Origin of the sequence: Mesorhizobium sp. M0292, from assembly GCF_040321695.1 — a bacterium.
Classification (GTDB): domain Bacteria; phylum Pseudomonadota; class Alphaproteobacteria; order Rhizobiales; family Rhizobiaceae; genus Mesorhizobium.
Map to the genome: position 1 here is coordinate 100,215 of NZ_JAMYSB010000013.1, position 13,329 is coordinate 113,543.

The following is a 13,329-nucleotide window of genomic DNA, read 5'->3' on the forward strand; positions in this document are numbered from 1 at the left end:
CGGATGCCGGCTTTCGGCGAGCTAGGGCGCTCTCCGAGATCCGGCAAACGGCCCACCCCTTAATGCACCCGCCCTCAGCCTCTGGCGCAACTCCCGCGGGCCACATCGTACCGGCTCTCGAACGCGCGCGAAAAATGCGCACTCGAATTGAACCCGCAAGCAAAGGCGATTTCCGAGATCGTGGGCGACACTCGGGCGGGCGACAACAATTCTTCCTTGCTGCGCTCCAGCCGCCTGTCCCAGACGAAGCGTTCCGGTCTCGCGGCAAGGCCGGTGCGCCGCTGGGAACTTACCCCGCTAATCATCTCCCCTGCGACGGTAGAGATGTCAGGCTTCGCCGGCCAGGCGCGCTGAAATCAGCCGCGCCGCCTTGATCACCGCTTCGCCCTGGCTGGCCGCCATGCTGTCATCGGCGCGTGACACAGGCGAGGCCACCGCCAGAGTGCCTAAAGGACGGCCATCGGAGCCGAGGATTGCCGCGGCTATGCTGTGGACGCCTTCTTCATAGCCTTGGGAGCTCGAGGAATAGCCGCGCTTGGCGGCAAGCCGGATCGCCTTCATCAGCCTGTCGGGCTGCGTCACCGTGTGTGGCGTGAAGGTCGGCAACGGCTTGTCGACATAGGCCTCGGCCGCTTCCTGAGGCGAAGCGGCGAGAAAGGCGATGCCGGAGGCGGTGCCGTGCAAGGGCAGCACCTGGCCGACATCGACATTGACCCGGTTGGCCTTTGCCGAGAGTTCGACGTGGACGGTCAGCAGTGCGCCGGCGCTGAATTCCGACAGATGCACCGTTTCGCCTGTTTCCAGCGCCAGCTCGCGAACCACAGGTGCTGCCACGCGCACGAAGGGAAAATGCGCGTCGCGAAAGCGGGCCAGCCGCGACAGGCCGGCGCCGAGCCGGTAGCGGCGGCTTGCCGGCTCTTGTTCGATCAGGCGGTGGTCGGCCAGCGCCATCAGCAGGCGCCGCGCCGTCGCCTTGTCGAGGCCGGTTTTGCGGGCGAGCTCGGACAGGCCGATCTCCGGTTCGCCGAGCGTGAACTGTTCCAACAGCGATATCGCTTTGCCGACTGTGCTCATCGTGCATCCTCAAGATACTTCGCATGGGAGGGAAGCCAATCCACCTTGCAGTCCGCTCATAGCACATAAAATGGTGGTTCAAATAACGAACCGTTTGGAAGCGACAAAAAACACCAGCAAGTTTCGCGGCGACATCAATCTCGATGCGCCGCGCCGTGCGAGGGGTGATGCTGCGCGGCAACACCTATCAACAGGTGGATCAACTCGGCGGCGCTGCGCCTGGCCGGCGTGTCGACCCAAACGCCTGATCCTGGCCGGCGCGGAAGCTTCAACTCTGCCCCAGCTGCGCGCGGCGCCAGGCGGCGGGCGCCTGGCCAACCCGCTCCCGGAAGAAGCGTGAGAAATAGGCCGGATCGTCGAAGCCGATTTCGTAGGCGATGTCCTCGACGGTGCGCACGGTGAACAGCAGCAAGCGCTTGGCCTCCAGCAACCGTCGCTCGCCCATGAGCCGCTTGACGCCGCTGCCAAGCACCCTATGGGCGGCCTTGTCGAGAAGATGCGGTGTCGTGGCCAGCGCCTCGACGTAGCGGTCGACGGGCCAGTTGTCGCGGAAATGCGCATCGACCAGACGGCGCAAGCCGCGCGCCAATGCAGCATCGGAAGAGCCAGTCGCATCCATTACCTCGGGACCAAGACGCGCGACGTGGGAGAGCGCGACGGCAATCAGCGCCGGCAGGGTCTTGTCACTCCCGGCCTGCGCCTCGGCATATTCCGTGGCGATCATCTCCAGCACCGCCGCAAGCCTTTTCCACGCGACGTGCTGAGGAAGGCTATCGGCAAAAACCGGCCGATCCAATGGCAGCAGGCTGTGAGCGGCTATTGCCGCAAGCGCATCATCGGCGACCGAAACGACGATGGCGTCGGTGCCGGGCCCGATCGAGAAGCCATGCACGATGGTGCTCGGCACGAAGCTGACGGCCGGCGCCGAAAAGTGCCAGGATTGATCCTCGATGCGATAAGTGCCGGAGCCGCTTGTCCAGTAGGTGATCTGGCCCATTTGCGGATGCTTGTGCGCGGCAACCTGGCCGAGATGAATGTTGCTGCGCGCAAGCACCGTCTCGACATGCAGGAAGCCGACTTCGAGCGGCCGCACCGGCTCGCCATAGACAAAGAAATCAGGAATGGAATTGAGGCTCATGGCGCCGGAAAAAGTCCAATCGGTTTTGCCGTTACGTCCTAACCGATCCTTGCCAGGAGAGCTAGAGTTGATGCCATAAGTGGAGGAACATCATGCGATCGGGAGACTTTCGTACCGACAATGGGCGCCCGTTCACCGGGGCCGAGTATCTGGAGAGCTTGCGCGACGGCCGCGAGGTCTACATCAACGGCGAGCGCATTGCCGATGTCACCACCCATCCGGCGATGCGCAATTCGGCGCGGTCGCTGGCGCGCCTCTATGATGCGCTGCACGATCCCAAGCGGCAGGGCACGCTGACCTCGCCTACCGATACCGGTTCGGGCGGCTACACCCACAAATATTTCCGCGTCGCCAAATCCTCCGGCGAACTCGCGGCACAGCAGACCGCGATCGCCGAGTGGTCACGCATGTCCTATGGCTGGATGGGCCGCACGCCCGATTACAAGGCGGCACTGATGAACACGCTCGGCGCCAATGCCGACTGGTACGGCCCGTTCAAGGACAATGCGCTCGCCTGGCACAAGCGTGCGCAGGAAGCCGTGCTGTTCATGAACCACTCCATCGTCAACCCGCCGATCGACCGCCACAAGCCGGCCGAACAGGTGAAGGATGTCTTCGTCCACATCACCAAGGAGACCGACGCCGGCATCTATGTCTCCGGCGCCAAGGTGGTGGCGACGTCCTCGGCGCTGACCCACTACAATTTCCTGGCGCAGAGTTCGGCGACGGTCACCGAAGATCCGTCGCTGTCGGTCATGTTCATCGTGCCGATGAATGCGCCGGGGGTAAAGATGTTCTGCCGCGTCTCCTATGAGCAGACGGCCAACACGGCGGCGGCTCCGTTCGACTATCCGTTGTCGTCGCGCTTCGACGAGAACGATGCCATCCTGGTGCTCGACAATGTCTTCATCCCCTGGGAGGACGTGCTGGTGCTGCGCGAGGCGCAGAAAATCCTGTCCTTCCATCCGGCTTCGGGCTTCATGCATGGCTATTGCTTCCAGGGCTGCACACGCTTTGCCGTCAAGCTCGACTTCCTCGCCGGCCTGCTGGCAAAGGCGCTGCGCGCCACCGGCGGCGATGCCTTCCGCGGCAACCAGGCGGCGCTGGGCGAGGTGATCGCGCTCAGGCACATGTTCTGGAGTTTCTCCAACGCCATGGCCTACAATCCGATCCCCTGGGCGAATGGCGCTGTCCTGCCCAACCTGGAAGCAGCCCTTGCCTACCGGACTTTCATGTCGGAAGCCTATCCGCGCGTCATCGACACGGTGCGCCGGGTGATCGCTTCTGGGTTGATCTACCTGCCGTCATCAGTGCGCGACTTCAACAATCCCGAGATCGACAAATACCTCGCGCAATATGTGCGCGGTTCCAACGACATGGGCCATGTCGAGCGCATCAAGATCATGAAACTGTTGTGGGACGCGACCGGCACCGAGTTCGGCGGCCGCCACGCGCTCTACGAACTCAACTATGCCGGTGCGCCGGAAGAGGTGCGGCTGCAGGTGCTGAAGGGCGCCGAACGCGGCGGCCGGCTGAAGGCCATGGAAGAACTGGTCGACACCTGCATGGCCGACTATGACGAGAACGGCTGGACGGGAGATACCTGGCTCAATCCGCTCGCTTCTACGGCCGGGTGATGTCAGATGGCCACGCAGATTTCGAAGGCCGATTTCCGCGACGCCATGGCAAGGGTCTGCGCGCCGGTCAACATCGTCACGACAGATGGTCCGGCCGGGCGCGGCGGCTTCACCGCCACCGCCATGTGCAGTGTGTCGGACGAACCGCCGACACTGCTGGTGTGCATGAACGGCCGCTCGACGCAGGCCGCCATGTTCCTCGCCAACCGGCGCTTCTGCGTCAACGTGCTGACGCATGACCATATGCACCTAGCCGGCAAGTTCGCCGACGCGACCAGGGACATGGAGGCACGCTATTCGGCGGCGCGCTGGCAAACGCTGGCCTCAGGCACGCCGGCGCTGTCCGATGCGATCGTCAATTTCGATTGCGAGATCGAGGATGTGCACATCGTCGGCACGCATAATGTCATGATCGGCCGCGTTATCGATGTCAGGCACGGCAGCGGCGGCTCGGCCTTGCTCTATGTCGACCGCAATTACACGCAGCCGACGCGGCTTGGCAGCTTTGGCGGCTGAGCCGCAGCAATCAGCTCTCGCCGGCGATCAGGCTCTCCAGCAGATCGAGCAATTGCTCGAGCCTCTCATGTCCGAAGCGCTGTTCGATGTCGCGGTAGATGACGAGGCGTTCCGGCGACAAGGCATCGATAAGGGCGGAGCCCGCCGGGGCGATCGTCAGAACGACACGGCGGCCATCGCCTTCCGCCTTGTTGCGGGTGATGAATTTTCGGCCCTCGAGCGTCTTGATGATGCGTGTCAGGCTGGGCGGCAGCACCGAAGCGCGATCGGCAAGTTCAGTCGCCTCGACAGGGCCGGCCTCGCTCAGAACGCGCAGCACACGCCATTGCTGTTCGGTCACGTCATGCGCCGCCAGCATAGGGCGAAACCGCGCCATCACCACTTCGCGGGCATGGAGCAGCGCCATCGGCAGAGAACGACGGGTGTTTTCAGGCAGCAAGAAGCAGCGTCCCCAATGATGCGGGCGGTCGGCGGGACCGCACGCCAAAACCTGACCTTTCCATCCCGTATCGTCGCCTCAACTTGGATGCAAGGCTTGACTTCAGTGATGCTGCATGTATTTAACGCGTTAACTACAACAGTGGAACAATCCGGGGAACGAGACGCGGTGCCTCACTTTTCCATCGAGTATTCGGCCAACCTCGATGCCAAGGTCGACATGAGCGAATTGTGCGCGCTGGTGTTGCGCACCGTGCTCGGCACCGGGCTGTTTGAAACCGGCGCGGTGCGGGTGCGGGCCTTCCGTGCGGAAGCCTATGCCATCGCCGACAGCCTGCCGGAAAACGCTTTCCTCGACATGTCGTTTCGCATTGGAACCGGGCGCAGCGCCCAGGACAAGAAACGAACCGGGGAGGCGGTCTTCGCCGCGGTGAGCGAATACCTTGGCCCCCTGTTCGAGACCCCGCATTTCGCTCTTTCCCTGGAGATCAGGGAGATCGACCCGGTACTGAGCTGGAAGAAAAACGCAATCCATCCGCGACTGCGCGGCAAGTGACGGAAGCTGATATGTCCGACCTCGAAGGCAATCTGAAAAAGGCCGAGGCCTATCTGGCCCGTTTCAAGCGCGACGGCGTGCTGAACCAGATCGGCGGCGAAGCGGTGCCGGCGGTGGATGGCTCGACCTTCGAGGCCATGTCGCCGGTCGATCTCAAGCCGCTGGCCAAGGTCGCGCGTGGCAGTGCCGCCGATATCGACCGCGCCGCCAAGGCGGCAAAGGCGGCGTTCCCGGCCTGGGCCGCCATGCCGGGCGACGGGCGCAAGAAGCTGCTGCACAAGATAGCCGATGCGATCGAAGCGCGCGCCGAGGAGATCGCCTTCGTCGAGTGCATGGACACCGGCCAGGCGCTGAAATTCATGGCCAAGGCCGCGCTGCGCGGCGCCGAGAATTTCCGCTTCTTCGCCGACCGCGCGCCGGAAGCGCGCGACGGCGAGACGCTGCGCACGACAGGCCAGGTCAACATCACCACGCGCGTGCCGATCGGCCCGGTCGGCATCATCACGCCGTGGAACACGCCGTTCATGCTGTCGACATGGAAGATCGCGCCGGCGCTGGCGGCAGGCTGCACCGTCGTCCACAAGCCGGCCGAATTTTCGCCGCTGACCGCTCGCCTGCTGGTCGAGATCGCCGAGGAGGCCGGCCTGCCGAAAGGCGTGTGGAACCTGGTCAACGGCCTCGGCGAGCACGCCGGCAAGGCGCTGACCGAGCACCCTGACATCAAGGCGATCGGTTTTGTCGGTGAGAGCCGCACCGGCTCGATGATCATGAAACAGGGCGCCGATACGCTGAAGCGCGTGCATTTCGAACTGGGCGGGAAGAACCCGGTGATCGTCTTCGCCGACGCCGATCTCGAACGTGCGGCGGATGCGGCCGTGTTCATGATCTACTCGCTCAACGGCGAACGCTGCACCTCATCGTCGCGGCTGCTGGTCGAAGCCTCGGTCTACGACACATTCACGGATCTGGTCGCGGAGAAGGCAAAGCGCATCAAGGTTGGCCATCCGCTCGATCCCAAAACGGTGGTCGGTCCGCTGATCCATCCGGTGCACGAGGAAAAGGTGCTGTCCTATATCGAGATCGGCAAATCGGAAGGCGCGGTGGTAGCCGCCGGCGGCGGCAAGTTCGCCGGTCCGGGCGGTGGCTGCTATGTCAGCCCGACGCTGTTTACCGGCGCCACCAACAGGATGCGCATTGCCCAGGAAGAGATTTTCGGGCCGGTGCTGACTGCCATTTCCTTCAAGGACGAGGCCGAAGCGCTGGCGCTGGCCAACGACACCCAATACGGCCTGACCGGCTATCTCTGGACGTCGGATGTTACCCGCGCCTTCCGCTTCACCGATGCGCTGGACGCCGGCATGATCTGGGTCAATTCGGAGAATGTGCGGCATTTGCCGACGCCGTTTGGCGGCGTCAAGAATTCCGGCATCGGCCGCGACGGCGGCGACCATTCCTTCGATTTCTACATGGAGACGAAGAACATCGCCTTCGCCACTTCAGCGCACGCGATCCAGAAACTCGGCGGCTGACCGGAGGACATCGGATGCCACTGCCCAAACCAAACCTCTATCCCGCCTTCAACATCGTGCGCCTCAGCCATGTCGAACTGGCGGTCACCGACCTTGCGAAATCCCGCGCCTTCTATGTCGACACGCTCGGCCTGCAGGTTACCGACGAGACATCGGAAGCCATCTATCTAAGGGCGTTGGAAGAGCGCGGACACCACTGCATCGTGCTGAAGAAGGCCGGCAGCGCCGAAGCCCGCGATCTCGGCTTCAAGGTTTTTTCGGATGAGGATCTCGACAAGGCCGAGCATTTCTTCAAGGCAAAAGGCCTGCCGGTCGAGTGGGTCGAGCGACCGTACCAGTCGCGCACCTTCCGCACCCGCGACCCGCACGGCATTCCGCTCGAGTTCTTTGCCCAAATGGAAAGGCTGCCGCCGATTCATCAGAAATATGCGCTCTACAAGGGCGTGAAGCCGCTGCGCATCGACCACTTCAACTGCTTCTCGCCCAATGTCGACGAGTCCGTCGCCTTCTACAACGAGCTTGGCTTCCGCGTCACCGAATACACCGAGGATGCCAGTAGCGGAAAGCTGTGGGCGGCCTGGACGCACCGCAAGGGCGGTGTCCACGACATCGCCTTCACCAACGGTGTGGGTCCGCGCCTGCATCACGTCGCCTTCTGGGTGCCGACACCGCTCAACATCATCGACCTGCTCGATCTGATGGCGACGACCGGTTACCTCGCAAACATCGAGCGCGGCCCAGGCCGGCATGGCATTTCCAACGCCTTCTTCCTTTATGTCCGCGACCCGGACAATCACCGCATCGAGATCTATTGCTCGGACTACCAGACGGTCGATCCGGATCTGGAGCCGATCAAATGGGACCTCAAGGACCCGCAGCGCCAGACGCTATGGGGCGCGCCGGCGCCGAAAAGCTGGTTCGAGGAGGGCAGCACCTTTGCCGGCGCGGCCGCACGCCAACCGGATTTGACGGCGTCGCCGATCATCGCACCGTGACCACAGACGCGAACCTGACGGAGACCGGGATGACTGCACATGGGCGGCTCGCCACCTTCACCGTCGGCGGCAAGACGCGCTATGGCGTGGTCACAGATAAGGGCGTCGTCGACCTGTCGGCGCGGCACAGCCAGTGGCCGACGCTGCGCGAAGTGATCGAGGCCGGCGTGCTACGGCGGCTGGCGGAAGAGGCCGAAGCCCACGCCGTCGATTTTCCAGTCGGCGCCATCGCTTATGAAATACCTGTGCCGTCGCCGGAAAAGATCATCTGCGTCGGCGTCAACTACCCGGACCGCAACGAAGAGTACAAGGACGGCCAGGCCGCGCCTTCGAACCCGTCGCTGTTCATCCGCTTCCCCCGCTCCTTCGTCGGCCACAACGCGCCGCTGGTGCGGCCGCCGGAATCGCCGCAGCTGGACTATGAGGGCGAGATCGTCATCGTCATCGGCAAGGGTGGACGACGCATCGCCGAGAGGGATGCGCTTGACCATATCGCGGCACTATCCCTGTGCAACGAAGGCACCATTCGCGATTGGGTACGGCACGCCAAGTTCAACGTCACGCAGGGCAAGAATTTCGACCGCACCGGCTCGCTCGGTCCGTGGCTGGTGCCGTTCACCGACGAGGCGCAGATTGCCGACATCGCGCTGACCACCCGCGTCAATGGCGAATTGCGCCAGCAGGACCGCACCAGCCGGATGATCTTCTCGTTCCGCAAGATCATCGCCTATGTCTCCACCTTCACCACGCTGGTGCCAGGCGATATCATCGTCACCGGTACGCCGACCGGCGCCGGCGCCCGCTTCGACCCGCCGATCTGGTTGAAGCCGGGCGACGTGATCGAAGTCGAAGCCGACGGCATCGGCGTGCTCCGCAACGGCGTCGTCGACGAGGCAGCATCGTGACCCCCGAGCAAGTTGAAGATGCCGCGGCAAGGCTGTTCGAAGCCGAGCGTTCGCGCCGCCAGATCCGTCTGTTCAGCCTCGACTTTCCCGACGCGACGATGGAGGATGCCTATCGCGTCCAGGCAGCGCTGGTGAAACGCAAGACCGATGCCGGGCTGACCCCGAAGGGCTGGAAGATCGGCCTGACATCGAAGGCGATGCAATATGCGCTCGCCATCGACACGCCGGATTCGGGCGTGCTGTTCGACGACATGTTCTTCAACGACGGCGCGACGATACCCGTCGGCCGCTTCATCCAGCCGCGCGTCGAGGCCGAGATAGCCTTCGTCATGAAGGCGCCGCTGAGGGGCCCAGGCGTGACCATCTTCGACGTGCTCAACGCCACCGATTATATCACGCCGGCGCTTGAAATCCTCGACACGCGCATCGAACGCGTCAATGCCGAGACAAAGAAGGCGCGCACTTTCTTCGATACGATTTCCGACAACGCCGCCAATGCCGGCATTGTCATCGGCGGCCGGCCGCAACGACCCGATGAAGCCGATATGCGCTGGATCGGCGCCATCGTCTCGCGCAATGCGGAGGTCGAGGAGACCGGGCTTGGCGCCGGCGTGCTCAACCATCCCGCGATGGGCATTGCCTGGCTGGCGGACAGGCTCGCCCGCTACGGCATGTCCATCGCGGCCGGCGAGGTGGTGCTGTCCGGATCGTTCGTGCGCCCGGTCGAGGCGCGGCCCGGCGATACGATCGTCGCCGACTTCGGCAGCTCGGGAACGGTCAGCATCCATTTCGCCAAGAGCTGACGGCTCTCATCGGCTCGTCAGTTGGGCTGTTCGCCGCGCAAGTAGTCAATCACCACATCGGCTGCGATGGTCGACATGCGCAAGCCGACATCCCTGGTGATGTCGCCTTCGACGCGGCTTTGCACCCAGCCAAGAAAGGCGAAGGCACGCAACGCGGCGAATAGAGGCAATGCGGCGATGTCCTGCGGGATCAGCGCACGCTCTTCCTGGTAGCCGTCAAGCAAAGCGGTTTCGATCAGCGGGTAGATCGCCTCCTCGCGGTTCTGGTAGAGGGCGACGGCAAGGTCGTACATGTGCCAGCCATGGCCGCAATCATCGAAATCGATGATGCGCACCGCGCTGTCATGGATGAGCACATTTTCGCGCACCAGATCGGCGTGGATGATGCCGAAATTGCGCGCGCTGCGCTCATGTTCCGACAGCGCCTTCACTGCCTTGTCGCGCGCCTGCAAGACCAGCGCGCGGCGAGGACCATCGAGAAAGGGCGAGGTCTCGAACCGGCCCCAGACCGGGTTCGCACCGAAGAAGCCGTCGAAGTCCCAGGCATGGCGGGCGAAGCCCGCGGGCGGCGTCCACGAGGCAGTGACATTGTGCATATGGGCGATGGTCCGCCCGATCGCCGTGAAGATCTGGATCGACTGGTCGGCCGTGTAGGCCAGTGGCACGCCGCGTGCGCCCACGGCGCGGCCCTCCAGCCAGCTCAGGCAATCGGCCTGCCGGGGCTGCGCCGAGGTGGCCGTTCTGACAAGCACGAACGGATCGCCGGCCTGTGTTGCGACGCAAGACGGCGTGGCGACGCCGGCGGATTGCAGGAAGCCCATCCATTGCAGTTCCGAACGCAGCGCGGCGTCCGTGTGGTAGCCGAGCCGGTGGATGCGCATGGCTGCCGGCTGGCCATCCGGCAGCCGCACGCGGAAGACGGCGTTCTCGCGGTGCTTCAGAAGTTCCGGCTCAGAGTTGCGGACGCCCCAATGTTCGAGCGCACGCCTGGCAAGCTCCGTGACATCGGCTGCCGTTTCGGGTTGGGATTGGGTGGAAACAGAATTCACGCCGGCACTCCGCCGACTTCGCCCAGCACCTCGTCCAGCAGGCCGATCAGGAAGTCGGCATTGTCGCGCGAGAACGGCATGGGCGGGCGGATCTTGAGCACATTGCCATGGATGCCGGTCTTGCCCATCAGCACGCCGCGATGGCGCATGCGATTGGCGACCTGCTCGGCAATGTCGGGCGCCGGTTCGCGCGTGTCGCGGTCGTGGACCAGCTCGGCGCCGAAGAACAGTCCGGCCCCCCTGACCTCGCCGATGCACTCATGCCGATCGGCCAGCGGGCGCAGCAGGCCAAGCGCACAGGCACCGACGTCTTGCGCGTTGGCGACAAGGTTTTCCTGTTCGATGACGTCGAGGACGGCATTGGCGACTGCGCAGGAGACCGGGTTGCCGCCAAAGGTGTTGAAGTAGCGGAAAGCGTCGCGGAAGGTCGCCAGTATCTCCTTGGTGGTGACCACGGCCGCGATCGGATGGCCATTGCCCATCGGCTTGCCCATGGTGACGATGTCGGGGACGAAGCCGGCGCGCTGATGGCCCCAGAAATGGCTGCCGGTGCGGCCGAAGCCGGGCTGCACTTCGTCGGCGATGACCAGACCACCGGCTTCGCGCACGGCCCCCAAGGCGTCGTCGAAAAATCCGGTGGGCAGAGCCGGGAAACCTTCATTGGCGAGCAGCGGACACAAGATGATGCCAGACAGGCCAATGCCGTCCTGTGCCAGCGAGGCGATCGCTTGACGCACGGCGTCGCCGAAGGCCTTGCCATTGGCCATCGCATCGGGATGGCGATAGCTGTCGGGGGCCGGCACCAGCCTGACATGGGGGGCGCGGCCGCGGATCGGAGGCATGCGCGTGCTCAGCTGCGAAACCGCCGTCGTGTTGCCATGATAGGTGGCGTCGGTGGCGATGATGCCCATATTGCCGGAGGCGGCCTGCGCCATGCGCAGCGCGATGTCGTTGGCCTCGCTGCCGGTGCAGGTCAGGATTGCGGTGGCGAGGCTTGCATTGAAGGTCGCCGTCAGCCGCTCGACATAGTCGAGAATTGCGGTGTGCAGATAGCGTGTGTGGGTGTTGAGCAGGCTTGCCTGACGGCACAAGGCCTCGACCACATGCGGGTGGCAATGGCCGACATGGGCGACGTTGTTGTAGGCATCGAGATACTTGCGGCCGTCGGCATCGTAGAGCCAGACGCCTTCGCCGCGCACCAGGTGCACGGGCTCGTCGTAGAACAATTGCGATTTCGCGCCGAGCAGGCGGGCACGCCGCTTGACGAGCGCTTCCTCGCTCGGGTTCTTCTCAGATTGGGTCATTGCGTACCAAACTCCATTGCGTCAGCGGGTCTACCAGGCCCTCGACAGACCTGCATCGATGGCCTCGCCGATCTTTGCCGCGTCGGCGGCGCCGATGATCAGCGGCGGCGACAGGATGATGTTGTTGCCGGACACGCGCAGCATGACGCCGGCGTCATAAGTGGCTTCCGAAACCACGGCCATGGTCTTCTTGTCCACCGGCTTTTTCGTCGTGCGATCGGAGACCAGCTCTAGCGCAGCCATCAGGCCCTTGTACCTGATGTCGCCGACGATCGCGTGCTTGGCTTTTAGCCCCTCCAGCGTCGCCGCGAGCTCGATGCCGCGCGCGGCTGCGTTCTCGTCCAGGCGAAGCCGTTTGGTCTCGGCAAGTGCAGCCAGCCCTGCCGCGCAGCCGACAGGATGGCCGGAATAGGTATAGCCATGACCGATCGCCCCGAAGCTGGTCTTGTCGGCCTCGAAGACGTCGGCGACCTTGGCGCCGATCATGGTGGCGCCGAGCGGGAAATAGCCCGAGGTGATCGCCTTGGCGATGGTCATGAAATCCGGCTTCACGCCGGATAGCCGCGAACCCGACCAGGCGCCGGTGCGACCGAAGCCCGTGACCACCTCGTCGGCGATCAGCAGGATTTCGTGGCGGTCGCATATCTCGCGCACCAGCGGCATGAAGCTGTCATGCGGAACGATGACGCCTCCGGCGCCGAGAACCGGCTCCATGATGAAGGCGGCAATGGTGTCGCCGCCCTGGAAGGCGATCTCGTCCTCCAGCGCTTTGGCGCACAGTTTGGCCAGCCGCGCCGGATCGGTCTCGTCGAACGGATTGCGGAAGGTCCAGGGTGCGGGAATGTGGAAGACGCCGGGCATAAGCGGCTCATAGTTGCGGCGGAAATTGGCGTTGCCGTTAACCGACGCGCCGCCGAAATGTGTGCCGTGATAGCCCTTCTTCAGCGCGAGGAATTTTGTCCGGTCGCCCTGGCCGCGGATCTTCCAGTATTGGCGGGCGAGCCGCAGTGCGGTTTCGACCGAATCCGAGCCGCCAGAGGTGAAGAAGGTCCGCACCATGCCTTCCGGTTCGAACCATTCGCTGAGTTCGTAAGCGAGCTCGATCGACGGGCCGGTCGACGTGCCGCGAAACCCGGAATAGTAGGGCAGGGCGCTGAGCTGGTCGGCGATGGCCTTCTTGATCGGGTCGCAGGAGTAGCCGAGATTGACGTTCCACAGTCCGCCAACCGCATCGAGCACGGTGTTGCCGTCGATGTCGGTGACCATCACGCCTTCGCCTTTCATGATCACCTTTGGCGGGTTGGCCCGCATCTCGGCCGGGTGTGCCATCGGATGCCAGATCGGCTTGGCGTTTTTCTCGGTGAGGAAATTGATGTCGCGCATCG

The 13,329-nt window shown here is 63.9% G+C and carries 14 protein-coding genes; 7 read left to right on the forward strand and 7 right to left on the reverse strand.

Annotation, left to right across the window (positions count from 1 at the left end):
- Positions 1–74 precede the first annotated feature (74 nt).
- The 3 genes from NKI96_RS20610 to NKI96_RS20620 form a co-directional block, all read right to left on the reverse strand.
- Positions 75–305, reverse strand: a complete 231-nt coding sequence (locus tag NKI96_RS20610; protein WP_023692276.1) for a helix-turn-helix domain-containing protein — start codon at positions 303–305, stop codon at positions 75–77.
- 22 nt (positions 306–327) lie between these two features.
- Positions 328–1,074, reverse strand: coding sequence for an IclR family transcriptional regulator (locus tag NKI96_RS20615; protein WP_023748001.1), 747 nt, complete (start codon positions 1,072–1,074; stop codon positions 328–330).
- Between the two features lie 268 nt (positions 1,075–1,342).
- Positions 1,343–2,212 (reverse strand): helix-turn-helix domain-containing protein, encoded by an 870-nt coding sequence (locus NKI96_RS20620; protein WP_023692273.1) that lies wholly within the window; start codon positions 2,210–2,212, stop codon positions 1,343–1,345.
- Between the two features lie 92 nt (positions 2,213–2,304).
- Between NKI96_RS20620 and NKI96_RS20625 the strand changes: the two genes are divergently transcribed.
- Together NKI96_RS20625 and NKI96_RS20630 are read left to right on the forward strand one after the other, a co-directional pair.
- Positions 2,305–3,849: a 4-hydroxyphenylacetate 3-hydroxylase N-terminal domain-containing protein gene (locus NKI96_RS20625; RefSeq protein ID WP_352805834.1), complete on the forward strand. Its 1,545-nt coding sequence runs from the start codon at positions 2,305–2,307 to the stop codon at positions 3,847–3,849.
- 6 nt (positions 3,850–3,855) lie between these two features.
- A complete protein-coding gene (locus NKI96_RS20630; protein ID WP_023753967.1) occupies positions 3,856–4,365 on the forward strand; it encodes a flavin reductase in 510 nt (169 codons plus the stop codon).
- A gap of 10 nt (positions 4,366–4,375) precedes the next feature.
- Here NKI96_RS20630 and hpaR read toward each other — a convergent pair whose 3' ends face one another.
- Positions 4,376–4,771: a homoprotocatechuate degradation operon regulator HpaR gene (hpaR, locus tag NKI96_RS20635; protein WP_023704722.1), complete on the reverse strand. Its 396-nt coding sequence runs from the start codon at positions 4,769–4,771 to the stop codon at positions 4,376–4,378.
- A 201-nt stretch (positions 4,772–4,972) separates the two neighbouring features.
- Between hpaR and NKI96_RS20640 the strand changes: the two genes are divergently transcribed.
- From NKI96_RS20640 to hpaH, 5 genes are read left to right on the forward strand one after another with little or no spacing between them, the layout of a single operon-like run.
- A complete protein-coding gene (locus NKI96_RS20640; protein ID WP_023686935.1) occupies positions 4,973–5,359 on the forward strand; it encodes a 5-carboxymethyl-2-hydroxymuconate Delta-isomerase in 387 nt (128 codons plus the stop codon).
- An 11-nt stretch (positions 5,360–5,370) separates the two neighbouring features.
- Entirely contained in the window at positions 5,371–6,888 is a 1,518-nt protein-coding gene (gene hpaE, locus NKI96_RS20645; protein WP_352787574.1) for a 5-carboxymethyl-2-hydroxymuconate semialdehyde dehydrogenase, read from the forward strand.
- A gap of 14 nt (positions 6,889–6,902) precedes the next feature.
- Positions 6,903–7,883, forward strand: a complete 981-nt coding sequence (gene hpaD, locus NKI96_RS20650; protein ID WP_023667829.1) for a 3,4-dihydroxyphenylacetate 2,3-dioxygenase — start codon at positions 6,903–6,905, stop codon at positions 7,881–7,883.
- 29 nt (positions 7,884–7,912) lie between these two features.
- Positions 7,913–8,788, forward strand: a complete 876-nt coding sequence (locus NKI96_RS20655) for a fumarylacetoacetate hydrolase family protein (protein ID WP_352758989.1) — start codon at positions 7,913–7,915, stop codon at positions 8,786–8,788.
- Positions 8,782–9,591, forward strand: a complete 810-nt coding sequence (gene hpaH, locus NKI96_RS20660; protein WP_023818591.1) for a 2-oxo-hept-4-ene-1,7-dioate hydratase — start codon at positions 8,782–8,784, stop codon at positions 9,589–9,591. The genes NKI96_RS20655 and hpaH overlap by 7 nt, the downstream gene beginning before the upstream one ends.
- A gap of 17 nt (positions 9,592–9,608) precedes the next feature.
- Here the strand turns inward: hpaH and NKI96_RS20665 are convergent, their stop codons facing one another.
- The 3 genes from NKI96_RS20665 to NKI96_RS20675 are packed head-to-tail and all read right to left on the reverse strand — an operon-like array spanning position 9,609 to position 13,327.
- Positions 9,609–10,640 carry a phosphotransferase enzyme family protein gene (locus tag NKI96_RS20665; protein WP_352805838.1) on the reverse strand — a complete coding sequence of 344 codons (1,032 nt, stop codon included), beginning with the start codon at positions 10,638–10,640 and terminating at the stop codon, positions 9,609–9,611.
- Positions 10,637–11,944, reverse strand: a complete 1,308-nt coding sequence (locus tag NKI96_RS20670; RefSeq protein WP_352805841.1) for an aminotransferase class III-fold pyridoxal phosphate-dependent enzyme — start codon at positions 11,942–11,944, stop codon at positions 10,637–10,639. The genes NKI96_RS20665 and NKI96_RS20670 overlap by 4 nt, the downstream gene beginning before the upstream one ends.
- 30 nt (positions 11,945–11,974) lie before the next feature.
- Positions 11,975–13,327: an aminotransferase class III-fold pyridoxal phosphate-dependent enzyme gene (locus NKI96_RS20675; protein ID WP_352805843.1), complete on the reverse strand. Its 1,353-nt coding sequence runs from the start codon at positions 13,325–13,327 to the stop codon at positions 11,975–11,977.
- Positions 13,328–13,329 lie beyond the last annotated feature (2 nt).